This is a genomic window from Bacillus sp. FSL K6-6540 (genome assembly GCF_038007545.1).
The window spans coordinates 5,731,222-5,747,030 of sequence record NZ_JBBOXH010000001.1; the positions used below are offsets into that span (position 1 = coordinate 5,731,222).

At 51.2% G+C, this 15,809-nt stretch carries 17 protein-coding genes; 10 read left to right on the forward strand and 7 right to left on the reverse strand.

Annotated elements, in window-relative coordinates; translation table 11 throughout:
* A complete protein-coding gene (locus MHH82_RS25450; RefSeq protein WP_009595802.1) occupies positions 1-351 on the reverse strand; it encodes a PadR family transcriptional regulator in 351 nt (116 codons plus the stop codon).
* Between the two features lie 234 nt (positions 352-585).
* Here MHH82_RS25450 and MHH82_RS25455 point away from each other — a divergent pair, with 234 nt between their 5' ends.
* The 6 genes from MHH82_RS25455 to MHH82_RS41710 all read left to right on the forward strand — a co-directional run bounded on the left by MHH82_RS25455 (position 586) and on the right by MHH82_RS41710 (position 5,680).
* Positions 586-1,113 carry a DUF2062 domain-containing protein gene (locus tag MHH82_RS25455; protein ID WP_009595805.1) on the forward strand — a complete coding sequence of 176 codons (528 nt, stop codon included), beginning with the start codon at positions 586-588 and terminating at the stop codon, positions 1,111-1,113.
* Positions 1,114-1,319: 206 nt separating this feature from the next.
* Positions 1,320-2,780: a spore germination protein gene (locus MHH82_RS25460; protein WP_015737079.1), complete on the forward strand. Its 1,461-nt coding sequence runs from the start codon at positions 1,320-1,322 to the stop codon at positions 2,778-2,780.
* Positions 2,780-3,946 (forward strand): Ger(x)C family spore germination protein, encoded by a 1,167-nt coding sequence (locus MHH82_RS25465; RefSeq protein ID WP_015737080.1) that lies wholly within the window; start codon positions 2,780-2,782, stop codon positions 3,944-3,946. Before MHH82_RS25460 ends, MHH82_RS25465 begins: the two co-directional genes overlap by 1 nt.
* A 12-nt stretch (positions 3,947-3,958) precedes the next feature.
* Entirely contained in the window at positions 3,959-4,162 is a 204-nt protein-coding gene (locus tag MHH82_RS25470; RefSeq protein ID WP_015737081.1) for a hypothetical protein, read from the forward strand.
* A 34-nt stretch (positions 4,163-4,196) separates the two neighbouring features.
* Positions 4,197-5,312: a GerAB/ArcD/ProY family transporter gene (locus tag MHH82_RS25475; RefSeq protein WP_015737082.1), complete on the forward strand. Its 1,116-nt coding sequence runs from the start codon at positions 4,197-4,199 to the stop codon at positions 5,310-5,312.
* A 284-nt stretch (positions 5,313-5,596) separates the two neighbouring features.
* Positions 5,597-5,680 (forward strand): putative holin-like toxin, encoded by an 84-nt coding sequence (locus tag MHH82_RS41710; RefSeq protein WP_223260591.1) that lies wholly within the window; start codon positions 5,597-5,599, stop codon positions 5,678-5,680.
* 167 nt (positions 5,681-5,847) lie between these two features.
* Here MHH82_RS41710 and MHH82_RS25480 read toward each other — a convergent pair whose 3' ends face one another.
* Positions 5,848-6,708 (reverse strand): DUF421 domain-containing protein, encoded by an 861-nt coding sequence (locus MHH82_RS25480; protein WP_015737083.1) that lies wholly within the window; start codon positions 6,706-6,708, stop codon positions 5,848-5,850.
* A 161-nt stretch (positions 6,709-6,869) separates the two neighbouring features.
* On the opposite strand from MHH82_RS25480, the gene MHH82_RS25485 reads away from it, so the two are divergent.
* The 3 genes from MHH82_RS25485 to MHH82_RS25495 all read left to right on the forward strand — a co-directional run bounded on the left by MHH82_RS25485 (position 6,870) and on the right by MHH82_RS25495 (position 8,933).
* Positions 6,870-7,076, forward strand: a complete 207-nt coding sequence (locus MHH82_RS25485; protein ID WP_009595791.1) for a DUF1657 domain-containing protein — start codon at positions 6,870-6,872, stop codon at positions 7,074-7,076.
* A gap of 158 nt (positions 7,077-7,234) precedes the next feature.
* On the forward strand, positions 7,235-8,197 hold the full coding sequence (locus MHH82_RS25490) for a sugar kinase (protein ID WP_015737084.1): 963 nt from the start codon (positions 7,235-7,237) through the stop codon (positions 8,195-8,197).
* A gap of 64 nt (positions 8,198-8,261) precedes the next feature.
* Positions 8,262-8,933: a bifunctional 2-keto-4-hydroxyglutarate aldolase/2-keto-3-deoxy-6-phosphogluconate aldolase gene (locus tag MHH82_RS25495; RefSeq protein ID WP_096776389.1), complete on the forward strand. Its 672-nt coding sequence runs from the start codon at positions 8,262-8,264 to the stop codon at positions 8,931-8,933.
* A gap of 107 nt (positions 8,934-9,040) precedes the next feature.
* Here the strand turns inward: MHH82_RS25495 and MHH82_RS25500 are convergent, their stop codons facing one another.
* The 5 genes from MHH82_RS25500 to MHH82_RS25520 all read right to left on the reverse strand — a co-directional run bounded on the left by MHH82_RS25500 (position 9,041) and on the right by MHH82_RS25520 (position 14,555).
* A complete protein-coding gene (locus MHH82_RS25500) occupies positions 9,041-9,643 on the reverse strand; it encodes a YitT family protein (RefSeq protein WP_036659917.1) in 603 nt (200 codons plus the stop codon).
* Positions 9,644-9,755: 112 nt separating this feature from the next.
* Complete coding sequence (locus MHH82_RS25505) at positions 9,756-10,610, reverse strand: MBL fold metallo-hydrolase (protein ID WP_015737087.1); 855 nt, start codon at positions 10,608-10,610, stop codon at positions 9,756-9,758.
* Positions 10,611-10,843: 233 nt separating this feature from the next.
* On the reverse strand, positions 10,844-12,814 hold the full coding sequence (locus tag MHH82_RS25510) for a PTS fructose transporter subunit IIABC (RefSeq protein WP_340968421.1): 1,971 nt from the start codon (positions 12,812-12,814) through the stop codon (positions 10,844-10,846).
* Between the two features lie 80 nt (positions 12,815-12,894).
* On the reverse strand, positions 12,895-13,806 hold the full coding sequence (gene pfkB, locus MHH82_RS25515) for a 1-phosphofructokinase (protein WP_015737089.1): 912 nt from the start codon (positions 13,804-13,806) through the stop codon (positions 12,895-12,897).
* Positions 13,806-14,555: a DeoR/GlpR family DNA-binding transcription regulator gene (locus MHH82_RS25520; protein ID WP_015737090.1), complete on the reverse strand. Its 750-nt coding sequence runs from the start codon at positions 14,553-14,555 to the stop codon at positions 13,806-13,808. Before MHH82_RS25520 ends, pfkB begins: the two co-directional genes overlap by 1 nt.
* Before the next feature lie 269 nt (positions 14,556-14,824).
* Here MHH82_RS25520 and MHH82_RS25525 point away from each other — a divergent pair, with 269 nt between their 5' ends.
* The gene (locus tag MHH82_RS25525; protein WP_015737091.1) at positions 14,825-15,736 is read left to right on the forward strand and encodes a molecular chaperone DnaJ; all 912 of its coding nucleotides are present in this window, start codon (positions 14,825-14,827) and stop codon (positions 15,734-15,736) included.
* The last annotated feature ends 73 nt before the right edge of the window (positions 15,737-15,809 follow it).

Below are 15,809 nucleotides of genomic sequence, written 5' to 3' on the forward strand. Positions count from 1 at the left end.
CTATTTCAGCTCCTTTCCGTTTCCGATCAGAACATCGATAATCTCGCGTGCCGCCTTCCATTCTTCTTGGTTGCGCAGCAAGCGCTTCATTCCCTCCTGGCTGAGATTGTAATATTTACGCCTCCCGCCCTGAGTTTCTTCTCCCCAATAGGAGCGTATCAATCCCTGCTTCTCCAGCCTCCTCAGACTTGAATACAATGTAGGCTCCTTCAGTTCAAATCGATTCCCGCTCCGGATCGCGATCTCCTTAATGATCTGATAGCCGTAATTGTCTCCGTCTGATAGCACACGCAAAATAAAGGTATCAATATTGCCGCGTATCAAGTCACTGTTATGTAAGGGTTCAATCAAATAACCGAACCTCCTAACGGATGGAATGGGTATAATATAACGCACATTACTACGCGTGTCAAAGTAATATTCCACGCATATATTCCGTTGCGAACTTCTTTGGATTGACGGTTTGCGAGCGTCTACTATATAATTCTTGAAAGTTCTTCCTATTATAAACAGGATCCCATAGAATGCTGCGCAAGAGATCCCAGTATATTTATATCCCATCAGTACCTGCAGGAGGAAACGGTTTTGCTTCATAAATACATTCGACGACTGAAATACTATATTCTCCGGACCCTTCGCATGCAAAATAGCGATCATCGAATCGCTCTCGGCTTTGCCGTCGGCTTCTTTCCTTGCTGGTATCCCACCTTTGGCATCGATCTGCTGCTGGCTCCGCTGCTGGCTCGCATGGTAAGGGGAAACATCCCCTCCGCCTTCCTTGCAGCTTCCGCAGGCTCCGTCTTGTGGCCGATCCTGTTCTATCTAAACTATAGAATCGGCGTGTTTGTGCACCTGTTCACTACGTTTCCCGCAACCTTCGAAATCGAAGATGCGCTCACGGTTCCCGTTCCGGAGACGGATTATATCGTTGAAACGGACCATTTCGGCAGGTTGGGCGACATGGGCGTTAACTTTCTCGTCGGCGCCTTGATCAACAGCGTTCTATCTACGCTGATCCTTTACATTTTGCTGCGAATCATGCTCTCCGTCTACCGCAAACCTTTGCTCCACAAGATCAAAGAATCTATTCGTAGAGGAAAATCGAAGCCTTAGGCCGAAGCTCCCTCTGTAAAAACGCCCGGAATCCTATTCCGGGCGTTTTTTATTTATACCGTTCAAGCTTAATTGTCTCGGTCTATTCGTGATTTCCCCTTCAGGTATGAGCTGTTATCTCTGGAAAATTCGGTATAAGTTGCTAAAAGTACGGCATTCTAAAGAGGATGAGCCTTACTATATACCGGCAAAGGAGGGAAGTTTCAATGAAATCGAAGGTACGGCCCGCGCTGCTCGATCCTGTTAAAATGCGGCTGGAACATTGCGAAGATGTCATCTACCAATCCTTGCGTCTCCATGGATCAACGTGTACCGTCATCTACATTGAACCTATCGTGGATATCAGCACCCTGCATGAATACATCGTCAAACCGTTGATTAAAGAAGCTGCGAAGGTTCAACATGATTTCCTTGATTTCATTGACCGCATGGATCGCGGAGATATGCTGTCGGTTCCGTTCGAGCGTTCTTCCTCGGCCGAGTATATTGCCGATATGATCGTTGAAGGCAGGGCCGTCATAATTGTGGATAAGCTGGCCGAGGCTTATTTATTCGACATTGTCTTGTATCAGAAGCGGTCGGTTTCCGAATCCCAGAACGAGCTGGTCGTGAACGGACCGCAGGAAGCGTTTATCGAAGACATCGGCACGAATCTATCGCTGCTCCGGCACAAAATCAAGCATACGGATCTCAAAACCGTGCGCTACCAGATCGGCGACTATTCCAAGACTGCCGTGTATATGGTGTATGTCGACGGCTTGTGCAAGCCGGAAATCGTTGCTCAAGTGGACCGGCAGCTAAGCAGCATGTCCATCGACGGGACGTTTGGGATCAGCACCTTGTCTGAGCAAATGAAGGACGGCGTAAAATCCCCTTTTCCTCAGTTCCAGTACACGGAACGCCCCGATTCCGTTGCGGCATCCCTGCTTGAAGGCCGGGTGGGCATCATGCAGGACGGAACGCCGTCGGCGCTGATCGTGCCCGTCACCCTATTTTCCCTGCTGCAGTCGTCCGAGGATTATTATCACAGCTTCTTCTCCTCCAGCTGGATTCGGATCGTCCGGTTCATGTTCGCGATTATTTCATTATTGATGCCTGCCCTGTATGTCGCTATCACAACATTTCAGCCATCCATCATACCAACCGATTTGCTGATCACCTTAGCCGCATCGCGTGAAAACATACCGTTCTCCGCCTTAGCGGAGGCGCTGATCATGGAATTGACCTTTGAAGCGCTGCGGGAAGCCGGGACCCGTATCCCAAAGCCCGTCGGGCAGACGATATCCATCATCGGCGCCATTGTCATCGGACAGGCCGCGGTGGAAGCGGGGATCGTATCGAACCCCATGGTCATCGTGGTTTCGATTACCGGCATCGCATCTTACATCATTCCGCACTTCGAACTGGGGCTGGCGTTCCGCTTGCTGCGCTTTCCCATCCTTATACTCGGGGGGACGCTCGGTTTGATCGGCGTATTTACGGCCGCCTTCCTGGTGTATGGACATATGGCTTCCTTGAAGTCATTTAATACGCCGTATCTGCAGCCCGTTGCGCCCCTTGTCTTATCGGAATGGAAGGACACCTTTGTGCGGGCGCCGTCCATGCTGATGAAGAACAGGCCTAAAACCTATGCATCATCCAACAATTTAAGGAGACGAAAACGATAATGCTTCTACTCAAATGGTTGAAGATTCTGCTGCCATTATCGTTGTTGACAGGCTGCGGCTTCAATATGACCAAGGTTGAGATCAATGAACAAACCTTCGTTTTTGCCATGTACGTGAATAAGGGTCCGCAAGACGATAGCGTGGAAGTGACGATCAGCGCTCCCTTGCCGAATCGGCTCACATCCGGGCGTCAAGCAGGCGGAAAGGGCGGCGGAGATCCGTATGCCATGGTAACCAAATCCTCCACCACCGTGCAGGATGCCCTCCACCTGATCCAACGGGATCTTTCACGGCGTTTCGACTTCAGCCACACTAAGGTTGTTGTCGTTGGCAAGAGCTACGCGGAAGCCGGATTAGAGGATCTGATGGATTGGCTCCAACGGGAACCCACAACGAATATGAGCATTTACATCATGGTTGCGCCCGGAGACGCGAAAAAAGTCGCCGAGCTGACGCCGGTTTTTGAACAGATGCCTTCGGAGGTGCTCATCCGGTTTGCGGACCAGCACAACATGATCACCACGAACCTGAAGGATTGCCTCTATGCCGAGTCGGGCAATCAAGGGTATGCCCTGACCTATTTGGCGGCAGGCATGAAACCCATGGTCGCTGACCAAGAGAAGCTTAAGCCGTGGACGGGAATTCAAGGCACGGCGCTGTTCCGTAATCATAAGCTGGTTGCCACCCTTCCTATGGAGGAGTCGCTTGCCGTCAGCTGGGGAGTGAACGAATTAAAAGCCCCCCTATATACCGTTTCATGGAATGAAAAAGGGAAGGCCAGCGTTTTCCTGATTTCAACCAGTTCTAGCAAATCCGTGCGCATGGTTTCTGGCCATCCAGTGTTCACAATAAAGTTAAAAGGAACGGGAGATGTCGTATACAAAAAAAATCAAAAGCAGTTGGATACCCTCCAGGCGAAAGAGATCATAGAGCATGAGCTCAATGATCAAATAGCAAGTCATCTAAGAAAGGCCCTTCATACTTCGCAACGAGTAGGAGCAGACATTCTGCAGCTCGGGATGCTGGTGGACTGGAACTATCCGGATCATTGGCATCAGGTTCGCTCCAACTGGCCCGACTATTACAAAAACGAAGTGGAGATCCAGGTGGATGCCGACATCAAGGTACGGAACTTCGGGGCCATACTCAAATCGAAACTGAAATAAGGAGGCAGACCGATGCTCGCTCTTCTGTTTCTCGTATACGCCTTGGCGGAATGGTATGTCGCGAAGAAAAAGGCAAAGGGATCCCGCGAAAAGTGGACGATGCTCATCCTGATCCTTGCATGTACCGTTTGGAATATATTCGCCTTGTTCTCTCGCGAGTGGCTGACCCCCAACCATCTGATTATGCTGCTGTTCGGTTGGCTGGATAAGTTATAAGAACTTAAAATCGGAAAGGATGTACGAACCCAACATGCGAAATACTCCCTGGCAGCTGTTTCGTTTCGGATTTGTCTATCTAAACGCCATACCTACGGGATTTCTAGTCACTCCTCTCTTGTGGAACTCGGCATATTTGGGATGGGCTGCGATTTTGGGTGGTTATGCGATGAGTTTGGTCTTCTTGTGGTTTATGTTGAAACTCGGGCTGTGGGATCCTCGGAAACCCTGGATCAATTTTGGCAGTGCCCTGGTCAGCAAATGGATTCACTTCCCGATCGTCGCTTTGGTATTCTTCTGGTCTATCAATTACATAGGGATGGATATCGAAGGTTTCACGTTATTCTTCGATACCAATTACATGCGGGAATCTCCCCAGTGGTTCATCCTCCTGATTGTGGGCCTGGTCGTTATGGTTACCGCCAGGTGGGGCATGGAGACGATGATTTATATTTCCGACGGGCTGTTTCTTGTCATCGTTGTTGCCATTGTTGCCATGAATATGTTTTTCTTCAAGGAAGCGCATTGGGATATGATGATCGCGATGGTCAGGCATCACAATTATGAGTCGGCGATCAAGGACAGTTTGTTCTGTCTTTCATTCTTCGCGGAATGGATCGTGTTCCTCTTTCTCGCTCCTTATATCCAATTCAACAAGAAATCCTTTCGCAACCTTGCTGCGGCAGGACTGTTGGTCACCATAGGCGTAATGCTCCAATGGGCATCGGCATTGCTGAATTTCGGCCCCTATCTAGGGCGCGAGATGCAGTATCCGCTCGTCGAATTAATGCGTGCAGCCAGCGGGTTCCTCGGCAATTCCGATCCGCTGATCATTGGGTTATGGAGCAGCTCGATGTTCTTCCACAGTGCCTTTCTTATCCACGTGAGCGTAAGGTGTATGGCGAAACTCCTTAACCTGAAGCAAATGGATGGTCCCCTGATCGCGATCATTGGGGGAACCGCTATCGTAATTGCGTACCAGTATTCGCAAAATCCGATCCTTTTTCAGCAAGACTTCAATTCCTTCGGGATGGCGGTATTTTTCATTCTCATGGAGTTAATCCCGATTTTCTATTGGATTGCCTCCCTGTTCCGTAAACGTAAGCGTAAACCAAAATCAAGACCAAAGCCTGACCAAAAAACCGCTTGAGAGTCTAGAACTTGTAATCCCCCCCTTCCATCCTGTTCGTCTTTGAAATTCAACATGAAAAAGAGCGGCCGTCAGCCGCTCCCATCTTATGGATCAACATGGTTAAGGAGAAATTTTCTCGGAAAGTATGATACCTAACCGATGTTTATGCTTTCTGATCTCGTCAAAAAACCAACATTTTATGTAAGCGCTTCCTACAAAAAGGTTCTTTTATTGTAAGCAATTGGCATATTATATAGTACAGTAGACCAGCTAAGCAAGGGTGGCAGCAGGAGGTGATCGGCATGGGCGTGAATGAAGCTTTGGCTTTAATGATTTCGTTCGCCACTCTGGTCGTTTCGATCCTTGCCTTCCATAATAAGAAATAGACCCGTCCTGGAACAGATGAATCTATTTCTTACGTCTGGTTGCAAGCAAATATCCACCTTGCGGGCGAAGATCTGCTGTACGAGGAGTCGGCGGCAACCGGCTCCTTTTGTGATACACAAAAATATCCTATTCCGGTTTTTGCGGATTTATGACTCGGCGACATCCATTACGTCTTCAGAATCGCCTGTACATCCGCTAAAATTTTCTCCATCCGTTTGGAGCTCTCCTCATACATTTTCTTAGCTTTCTTACTTTTCGTGCTGAGACTGAACAATTCCAAATCCGCCTGGCATTTCTTTAAATTTGCGTACAAGAGCTTCCGTTCCTCATTTTGGGGCACCTGGATCTGATCGTTATACAAATCGACGGTTAATTGTCCATAGGTATCGACTTGAGCAAGGAATACGTCCTTGATCCTGGCGCCCTGCTTGTCCAGCTCTTCCACCAGCCATCCATGATTGAAGCCCGAGACGCGCAGCGGTTCATCCATGACCTCGCCATCCATGATCACAACCTGCCCAGGTTTTTCCGGGGCTACCTGTATACCTAGATCCTTGGGAGTCAAAGGCAAACTTTCGCGCTTCTGCAGGACATTGATCTCACCGCTGGATTCCATGATGGCAAATTCCACGTCGGCGACCTGAAACACGTCTTTTTTGCGTAGCTGCTGCATCAGCTCGTCGGTCGACAGCCTTTCCTTCTTTAAATTTTCTTCTAATATCTTGCCGCCTTGAATGAGCACGGTTGATTTAAAATCGATAAAATCCCTTGCTTTTTTGCTCTTGATTTGCAGGAATTCGATGAGAAGCGAGCAGGCAACCCAGACGCCCAGAGCCACGAGTCCTAAATACCAGTTTGCTTCCAGATCCAAGGATATATAGGCAGCTATGCTACCGATCGTGATCCCTGTTAAATATTCAAAAAAAGATAGCTGTGTCACCTGACGCTTCCCAAGCAGTTTCGTCATCAGGAATAGCACGACCACGGCACATACGGTTCTAAGTACGATTTCCAACCATTGAGGCACAACAACGACCTTCCTTTCGATGTAATGACTTAGCAATCACTATATAGATTATTGTCAATTATCCTATTTGAAATCACACCATTATTTTCCTTGCCATGCTTCATGCATGTTCTTCTCCAAAATGCGTACATTATTACGCATGAAAGGAGTGATAAAAACCAATGACCGTAGCTTCCGATGTGAAAACATGCCTCTCATCCTTAAAAAGCGCTCAGGCCAGCCTTGAGCAATTTGCGCTGTCTACGCAAGATCAAAATGCCAAGGATCTGTTCACTACCGCGGCACAACAAACGCAGCAAGTCGTAGACCAAGTAGCCCAGCGGGTTCAGCAGCTTGAACAGGAAGAGCCTCAGTATAAAGGTTTCTAAGCATTGTTTTTTTGCTTTCTCCTATGCTGAAAGCCCATGCATACCTCCTATCTTTCCCGGATAGGAGGTTATTTACATTGTGTTATTTTTTATTGAGTTATCATCACCATCAGGGTAAAGTGTTAATAACGGAGACTGTATATAAGGGGGTAAATTCTATGAATAATGATATGCGTCCTATCGATGTCATCACGTTCGGCGAATCGATGGGATTATTATATCCCGAAGGCACACGGGGCATTGGCCAGGGAGGAACCATGGCCCAGTCCTTCGGCGGCGCCGAAAGCAACCTCGCCATCGGGCTTTCCAGGCTTGGCTGCAGCAGCGGATGGTTCGGCCAGCTCGGCAACGATCCGATCGGAACCGGCATTTTGAAAACGCTTCGAGGTGAAGGGGTCGATGTTTCCAGCGCCAGACAAACGGATGCGGCACCGACCGGTCTTATGCTGAGACAGAACGTTCGCGGTCAATCCTCCGTCTATTACTACCGCAAAGGCTCTGCCGCCAGCCAAATGACGCCGGACCATGTAGACTCCGAATACATAGCCAAGGCCCGCATCCTTCATTTCACGGGCATCACCGCCGCCTTAAGCAGCAGCTGCCTGGAGACGATACGGCATGTCATTTCCGTATGCAAAACGCATGGCGTCCAGATCAGCTTTGATCCGAACCTCAGGCTGAAGCTGTGGAACATGGAGGAGGCTCGCCCCGTATTGCTGGAGCTTGCCGAAAGCTGTGATTATTTCCTTCCTGGCTATGATGAATGCAAGCTGTTGTTCGAAACGGAGGACGAGCAGGTGATCCTGGACCGTCTGCGTCAGCTCCCCGGCATGTCCGTGATCAAGAGTTTCGACGGAAACAACGTTATTGTTCGGGAAACCGGGACCTACTCCCTTCCTTTTGAGCGTGTGGATAACGTAGTGGATACCGTTGGCGCGGGAGACGGCTTCTGCGCAGGCTTCCTGGCAGGCATCGCCAAAGGCTGGACACCGGAGGAGGCCCTGTCCCTAGGCGGATTAACCGGATCCCTGGTCATCCAAGCCCCAGGTGACTGGGAAGCGCTTCCGACCTGGGAAGAAGTTCAGCAGCGGCGAGGAAATGCCGCTCATATCGAACGTTGACCCGCTATGATTGGATACAAGCCATCATCTAATAGAATGCATAGATCAAGAAGGAGTGTATAACATGAAAAAATTGAAACTGATCGAACAGATCCATCAGGCTGGCGTTGTCGCGGTCCTGCGCGGCGATTCTCCCGATGAGGTTGTAGAGATTGCCAAACGCGCGATTGAAGGCGGGATCAAGGTCATCGAGGTGACCATGACCGTACCGTTCGCTACGGAAGCCATTACGACGTTATCCAAAATGTACTCTTCCAAAGACCCGCAAGCGGACAACTATGCCATCATCGGAGCCGGTACGGTTCTGGATGCAGAAACAGCCAGAATCACGATCCTGGCCGGTGCCGAGTTCGTGGTCTCCCCAGGGTTCGACCGCGATACGATTATGCTCTGCAACCGATATCGCATTCCGGTCATGCCGGGTGCCGTTACCGTCCATGATATCGTGGCCTCGCTTGAGCTTGGCGTCGATGTCGTTAAGCTCTTCCCGGGTAATCTGTACTCTCCGTCCGTCATACCGTCTCTGAAGGGCCCGCTGCCGCAGGCCAATATCATGCCGACCGGAGGCGTGAATCTGGACAATCTGCATGAATGGATCAAGGCCGGGGCATTCGCGGTCGGAATCGGGTCCGATCTGACCAAAGACGCGCTTAAGAGCGGAGACTTCAATTTGATTACGGAGAAGGCCCGTGCTTATATCCACGCCTTTAAGGAAGCTCAAACCTCCCATAAATAATCTTTATGCACATGCCGTAGTAGTTCATAGATGGCGTTCGCTGCATGTTTCATCTTCATAAATAACAGACAAGCCTATCAAGTCGATCTTGATAGGCTTGTCTGTTATTAGATCCTTCTCTTTCCGAACCATCGTTTCTGTGTAATCATGCCTGTTGTAAAACCGCCTGCAACAATCGTCAGAATGGAGTACACGAAGGTGCTTCCCGAGAGCAGAACGCCGCCGAATCCGATGATGACGGCATCCATCAGCAAAATAATGACGCCTACATTCAATGGCAAATACCTTGCCAGAAAATGAGCCAACAGATCCGTTCCGCCCGTGCTTGCATCATTCCTCAGCATCAATCCTAGCCCGGCTCCGATCAACGCACCGCCTATGGGCGCGCTGATAATCACATGGGGAGCAAAAAAACGCAAAAAATCCGTTTGCAACGGGGAGAGCAAATCGATGACAAACGAAGATATCAGCATGCCTGACAGACTATTGTAAAAGATTTCGCGATTTAACATCCAGGCGGCGATAAACATGGGGATGCTGCACAAAATGATAACGAATCCGATATGTAGGTCAAACACGTAGTTGGCGATCAGAGCAATCCCGATAACTCCGCCATCCAGAACTTTATGCGGGACAAGAAAAAAATTGGTCCCCATCGCGATCAGAAAGCTTCCGATCACAATAATGACATGTTTTCGAAATGACAGCATATCCCACATCTCCATTTATAAAGGCATGTCTTATTCATATGCTTGTCATTTCGAAAAATTGCGAACTCGCTGTCCCGCATTTGAAAAAAAATTCCATCGGAATGTCTATCGCTTATTCGGCTTTTACATAAAGCAAACGCTCGGTGCGCGCCATCACTTTGGTTTTCATATACGGATGATTCTCATAGCAATAATCCACGAAGTACCCCGGCTTCTCTCCATTCCATGGAAAAATATCGTAATGCATCGGAATGGTCAAATCGAATGCCGACGCTGCGGCAAGTTCTGCGGCTTCCCGGAAGCCCATGTTCCCGACGATGCCGTCCTTCCGGCGGAAGGCATCTCCCCCATTGATCGGCACCATCCCGATATCAATGGAGTGCGCCTGCAGCCTTTCCACCAATCCGGGATAGACTACGGTATCTCCCGCATGGTAGATCAACACGCCCTGGATGTCCACCAGGTAACCGACGAATCGGTGTCCAAACTCTTCATGCTCATCCAAAGTCTCGTGGGCAGCCGGAATCGCCATCAGACGAAAGCCGTCAAACTGCTGCCATTCATCGCATACGGCCGCAAACAGCCGCTCCGGCGCCACGCCGGCCCCTCGCATCGCTTCATGGCAGCATGCCGGCGCAACAAACGCTGTTTCCGGATTCTGTTTGGCGATGACCGCAATCGTTCCGAGATCCATATGATCATCGTGCTCATGGGTGATCAGGACCATGTTTGCATTCGTAATATGCTCCGGCTGCAGCGGAGCCGGAAACGCGCGCTGAAATCCGGCTTTGCGTTCCAGGTCGGCTGACATATAAGGGTCGATATAGATGACGACCTCCCCGCCCTTCAGGACAACGCTCTCCTGACCCAAAAACCATACGGCCGCCATCCCATCGGCTGCAGACGTCCGGTTGATTTCATCGATCAGCTGCTCCGGCCCCCGGCTGCTGCTGTTCTGTTCTCTCATCTCTGTCCTCTCTCCTTCCTGTTCCTAACATGACTAGATTATACCATGACGTACCCAGTAGAAATCCGGATATTCATAGATTCTGTTCCCCAAGAGAATCGCGGATCCTCCGTCTATTCCCGTTCGGAACACCATTCCTAAGCGTTCTTATTCAGAAAATCAGGACCTGCCGTCAAAAGAAAAAACGGGTCGAAGGTAAGCTGAATGGCTTACCCTGAACCCGTGTAATTGATCTATTTTCGTTCAAGCGGCTTCTTCCAAACGCCAAGCAGCACACCCGAGATCACCGAACCAATGAGAACCGAGAGCAGGAACAGGAGCGCATGATTGGCAAGAGCAGCGACAAAGATTCCCCCGTGCGGGGCCGGAACGTTGATGCTCCACAGCTGCGTCAGCCCGCCTGCCACCGCGGAACCAAGAATACAGGATGTCAGTACGCGCAGCGGGTCGGCCGCGGCGAACGGGATCGCCCCCTCCGTTATGAAGGAAAGGCCCATCACATAGTTGGTCACCCCTGATTTGCGTTCCTGCTCCGTGAACTTATGCTTGAAGAACGTCGTGGCCAGAGCAATGGCCAGCGGAGGCACCATCCCGCCGGCCATGACCGCAGCCATCATGGCTCCGTTCGTGTTGCCGCTGGATGTGAATACGCCGATCGCAAATGCATAAGCCGCTTTATTGAAGGGACCGCCCATATCAATCGACATCATCCCGCCCAGAATCAGACCGAGAATCACCGCGTTGCCGGTACCCAAATTGTTAAGAATATCAATCAGGCCGAGATTGATCCAGCTAAAGAACGGATCGAACAAGTAGAACATGATCGTTCCGGTAATAAGCAGGCCGACGACCGGGTACAAGAGAATCGGCTTTAAGCCGTCAAGCGCTCGGGGCAGCCCCGCAAACGCTTTACGCAGCAGGATAACCACGTAACCGGCCAAGAAACCTGCCGCAAGACCGCCAAGGAACCCCGAATTGGAATTGAGGGCCATCAGGCCTCCGACCATGCCGGGCATCAATGCGGGACGATCGCCGATGCTGAGCGCTATGAAGCCCGCCAGAACCGGAATCAGGAAGTGGAAGGCACCGTCTCCTCCGCCGATCGTTTGCAGAAGCTGGAAAAGCGGATGATCTTCGCCGGCAAGCTGCTCGATCAGGAAGGAGATGGCCAGAAGAATGCCGCCGCCCACGACAAACGGCAGCATGTGCGAAATACCATTCATCAGGTCCTTGTACACTTTCGTGCCTATGCTGCCCTTCTCCGCGTCCTTCGCCTTCGGCTCACCGCCGCCATCGCTGCGGTAGATCGGCGCCTCGCCGCCCATCGCCTTGCGGATCAGCTCCTCCGATTTGCGGATGCCGTCGCTGACAGGACGCTGGAGAACGGGTTTTCCGTTAAAGCGGGCCATCTCCACGTTTTTGTCGGCGGCAATAATGACGCCTGAGGCCCTGCGTATTTCCTCTTCCGTCAATACGTTCTGCGCGCCCTCCGAGCCGTTCGTCTCCACCCGGATTTCGACGCCCATCTCCTGGGCTTTCTTCTTAAGGGCGTCTTCGGCCATAAACGTATGGGCAATGCCGGTCGGGCAAGCCGTTACGGCAACCACAAACGGAGTCGAGGCCACGGCAGAAACATCCCGTTGGTCAGCTGGGGCTGCAATGTCGGATTCCCGATGCTTGTTCTTCGCTTCCTTTTGTGCGGCTTCCCTTTTTTTGGCCGCTTCCCTCTCAGCTTTGGCGGCTTCTTCAACCGCCTGCTTGGAGTCGAATAAAGCCGTTACCTCCGCCGGCGTCTCCGCCTTCATCAACTGCGCGATGAATTCCGCATCGATCAGCAGCCTCGATAACGCTGCAAGGGTACGCAGATGCGTATTCCCCGCTCCCTCGGGAGCGGCGATCATGAAAAAAACATGCGCCGCCTCACCGTCCAGCGCTTCGAAATCCACGCCCCCGCTGCTCTTGGCAAACACGACGGTCGGCTCGTTAACCGCTTTCGTCTTGGCGTGGGGCATCGCAATGCCGCCGCCGATCCCCGTACTGGATTCGGCTTCACGCTTCAGGATCATCTCTTTAAACAAAACCGGATCGTTGATCCGCCCGCTGGCGGCCAGACTCCCGATCAGTTCATCGATGGCAGCCTCCTTCGTGACCGCCTTCAGATCCATGATCATCGTTTCTTGTATCATTAAATCCGTAATTCTCATGTGATTCACACTCCCTTGAAATCTTCGTGGTGATAACCGCGCCATAACCGCCCATTACCAGTTATTTGATGTGAAGCGGCTCACCACTCCGTGATCCTAACCAGAGGAAGCAGCTCATCAATCGCTTCCCTTGCCGCCAAGTCGTCCGAGAACGCCGTAGCGCTTCCAGAGGCGACCCCCGTCCGGAATGCCTCGATCGGGCCTTGGCCCTTCGCAAGCGTGCCGACGAATCCGGCAATCATCGAATCGCCGGCACCGACCGAATTACGGACGGTACCCGGCGGAACATGGGCGTGATAGACCCGATCGGCCGTGATGAACAGCGCCCCTTCTCCGGCCATGGAAATCAGGACATGCTGCGCACCCTTCTCAAGCAGTCTCCGTCCGTACTCCACAAGCTGCTCTCTTGAGTCAATGACAACGCCGTACAATTCGGCCAACTCGTGGTGGTTCGGTTTCACAAGGAGCGGCTTATAGGCCAATGCCCTCATTAGAGCCTCACCGGTGGTATCCATGACGAATTCGGCGCCGCCCTTTCGGCACGCTTCGATCAGACGACCATAAAAGTCCGAACCCAGCGAAGGCGGCACGCTGCCTGACAGCACAACGATATCGCCGGCTTCAAGCTGTGACAGCTTATGGAGCAGCTCTTTGGTTTCGTCTTCCCGGATATCGGGTCCCAAGCCGTTGATCTCGGTCTCTCCGCCATGCTTCAGCTTAACGTTGATGCGGGTATCGTCCGCGATGTTCACGAAATCCGTGCGGATTCCTTCCTTGCCGAGCATCTCGTCGATATAACGGCCGGTGAAACCGCCAAGAAAACCGATAGCCGTATTATCGGCTCCCAGCTGGTTCAGCACACGCGATACGTTAATTCCTTTCCCGCCCGGAAACTTCATGTCCCGGGTCATTCTGTTCAATCCGCCAAGCTCGATATGCTCAACTTCCACGATGTAATCAATGGAAGGATTCAGTGTAACCGTATATATCATCATGATCCCTCAATTATTTTGGTTTTCTGTGAAATGACCTTCTTCCATGATTCCGGCAAGGACTCCGTAATCAGCGTCGCTTCGCTCAGGTCCAGCAATTTGGCGAAGGAAACCTCTCCGATTTTGCTGGAATCCGCAAGGACGTAACTGGAAGCGGACAGCTGGTGGGCCCGCCGCTTGATCAAGGCTTCTTCCGGATCGGGGGTGGTGTAGCCCATCTCCGCATCCACGCCGTTCGTGCCCAGAAAGCACCGGTCAAAACGGAAGTTGTCCATATTTTGCAGCGCGATGCTTCCGATGACGGCTTTGGTATGAATCTTCATCATGCCGCCCAGCAGATAGCTTTTGATCCGCTTGCTGACCAACGCTTCGATATGGGATAAACCGTTCGTGACAACCGTGACGTCTTTGGCGTCGATGAACGGAATCATGGCTAGCGTGGTCGTACCCGCATCCAGGTAAATGCTTTCTCCATCCTCAACCTGTGCAGCAGCCAACCGGGCAACCGCGTTTTTCTGTTGAATGTTTTTGAACGTTTTTTCCTCAATTCCAGGTTCTTGTATCTTTGGGCTCGGCAGAGCGGCTCCGCCATGAATACGCTTTAGCAATTGACGTTCTTCAAGGTCGATCAAATCCCGCCTTACCGTCGATTCCGAAGCTTCAAGGAGTTCTACCAATTCCTGCAGCTTCACGACACCGCGCTGTTGTAAGCGCTCTAATATGATTCGGTATCTTTCTTCCGTCAGCATAATGAATCCCCCTCTACAGCATATAGTATCATATCCCCCTCAAAAAACAATCTAAAACTTTCAAAAACATTCACAATCATTCAGGAAATCGATGAATGATTTACCATCCTGGCAAGCTGCCAAGCTGGATGGTTTCCTCTTATGGATGACAGTTTGCCCCATAGCAAGCCGAGAAGCGTCGTAACATCTCATAAACGTTTGTAACCTGCTGCCTCTACGCTATATACTGGTAACTAGGAAACTCTCACAGTATAGAAGAGGTGACATGAATGGACCAACTGAAAGAAGCCTATGAGCGGCTCGGTCTGCCGGAGGATGCAACCAAGGAACAGCTTGACGACCGATATACGCTGCTCATGCGCCAAACCCGTTCGCATCAAAGGCGGGAGCCGGACCGGGCGGAAGAGATCGAAGCCGAGTTTGCCGAATTCACCAAAGCCTACAAATTCATCCTTGAAGAAGAGAACCGTAAAGCTTTGGAAGAGATGAATCAGAAACGGTACGGCAAATACAAGAGGTTTGCCGGGACGGCGGAGAAAACCGACCATTTCTTCCGTTATTATAAATTCCACGTGCTCGGCGGCATTGCCCTGGTGGGCGTTCTCATTTATATCGTGATCAGCATTTTCAACCATCAGGCAGAGAAGGAACGGCTGGCCAGCCTGCCCCCGGTTGACCTGGAAGTCATGTTCCTCGGTTCTTATATGAGCCAGGATGGTGGACAGGACCTTAAACCGATCGAAGACGCGATTTTGGCCCAATTTCCCGATTGGAAACGCGTAACCGTTAACATTAACTACGTGCCTCCCCTGGATTCCAACAATCCGCAGGATGCCGCCATGCTGCAAAAGGCACTGCTGGTGCTGTCCACCGAACGTCCCGATCTGTATATCATGGATCAAACCGCCTTTGATTGGATTGGCAATCAAGGCATGGTACGCCCGCTCGAAGCTGAAGTCGAAGGCGAGCTGAAGGAACTGCTTACCCCGGAAATGCTGGTGAAGGGTACAAATGAGGAAGACGGCGCGGAGCATGTGTATGCCGTGGATATTATGGGCAGCCCGCTTGGCGAAGAACTGCCCGTCCTGAAGAAAGAAATGTTTGCGGGGATTCGCGAAGGCACGGAACGCGATGCGAACGCACTGCGATTCATTAAGCAATACTTGGAGACGTCCAAGTAACGTCGGACCCCCTCGAATATCGATACAGCCCCTGCTGCTTGGCCTTATGGCCAAACGACAGGGGCTGTTTGCA

Coding starts and splice junctions, on each gene's coding strand:
- MHH82_RS25460 (WP_015737079.1), top strand. CDS start 1,320: ATGAAATCGAAGGTACGGCCCGCGCTGCTCGATCCTGTTAAAATGCGG.
- MHH82_RS25465 (WP_015737080.1), top strand. CDS start 2,780: ATGCTTCTACTCAAATGGTTGAAGATTCTGCTGCCATTATCGTTGTTG.
- MHH82_RS25470 (WP_015737081.1), top strand. CDS start 3,959: ATGCTCGCTCTTCTGTTTCTCGTATACGCCTTGGCGGAATGGTATGTC.
- MHH82_RS25475 (WP_015737082.1), top strand. CDS start 4,197: ATGCGAAATACTCCCTGGCAGCTGTTTCGTTTCGGATTTGTCTATCTA.
- MHH82_RS41710 (WP_223260591.1), top strand. CDS start 5,597: ATGGGCGTGAATGAAGCTTTGGCTTTAATGATTTCGTTCGCCACTCTG.
- MHH82_RS25485 (WP_009595791.1), top strand. CDS start 6,870: ATGACCGTAGCTTCCGATGTGAAAACATGCCTCTCATCCTTAAAAAGC.
- MHH82_RS25490 (WP_015737084.1), top strand. CDS start 7,235: ATGAATAATGATATGCGTCCTATCGATGTCATCACGTTCGGCGAATCG.
- MHH82_RS25495 (WP_096776389.1), top strand. CDS start 8,262: ATGAAAAAATTGAAACTGATCGAACAGATCCATCAGGCTGGCGTTGTC.
- MHH82_RS25500 (WP_036659917.1), bottom strand. CDS start 9,643: ATGCTGTCATTTCGAAAACATGTCATTATTGTGATCGGAAGCTTTCTG.
- MHH82_RS25505 (WP_015737087.1), bottom strand. CDS start 10,610: ATGAGAGAACAGAACAGCAGCAGCCGGGGGCCGGAGCAGCTGATCGAT.
- MHH82_RS25510 (WP_340968421.1), bottom strand. CDS start 12,814: ATGAGAATTACGGATTTAATGATACAAGAAACGATGATCATGGATCTG.
- pfkB (WP_015737089.1), bottom strand. CDS start 13,806: ATGATATATACGGTTACACTGAATCCTTCCATTGATTACATCGTGGAA.
- MHH82_RS25520 (WP_015737090.1), bottom strand. CDS start 14,555: ATGCTGACGGAAGAAAGATACCGAATCATATTAGAGCGCTTACAACAG.
- MHH82_RS25525 (WP_015737091.1), top strand. CDS start 14,825: ATGGACCAACTGAAAGAAGCCTATGAGCGGCTCGGTCTGCCGGAGGAT.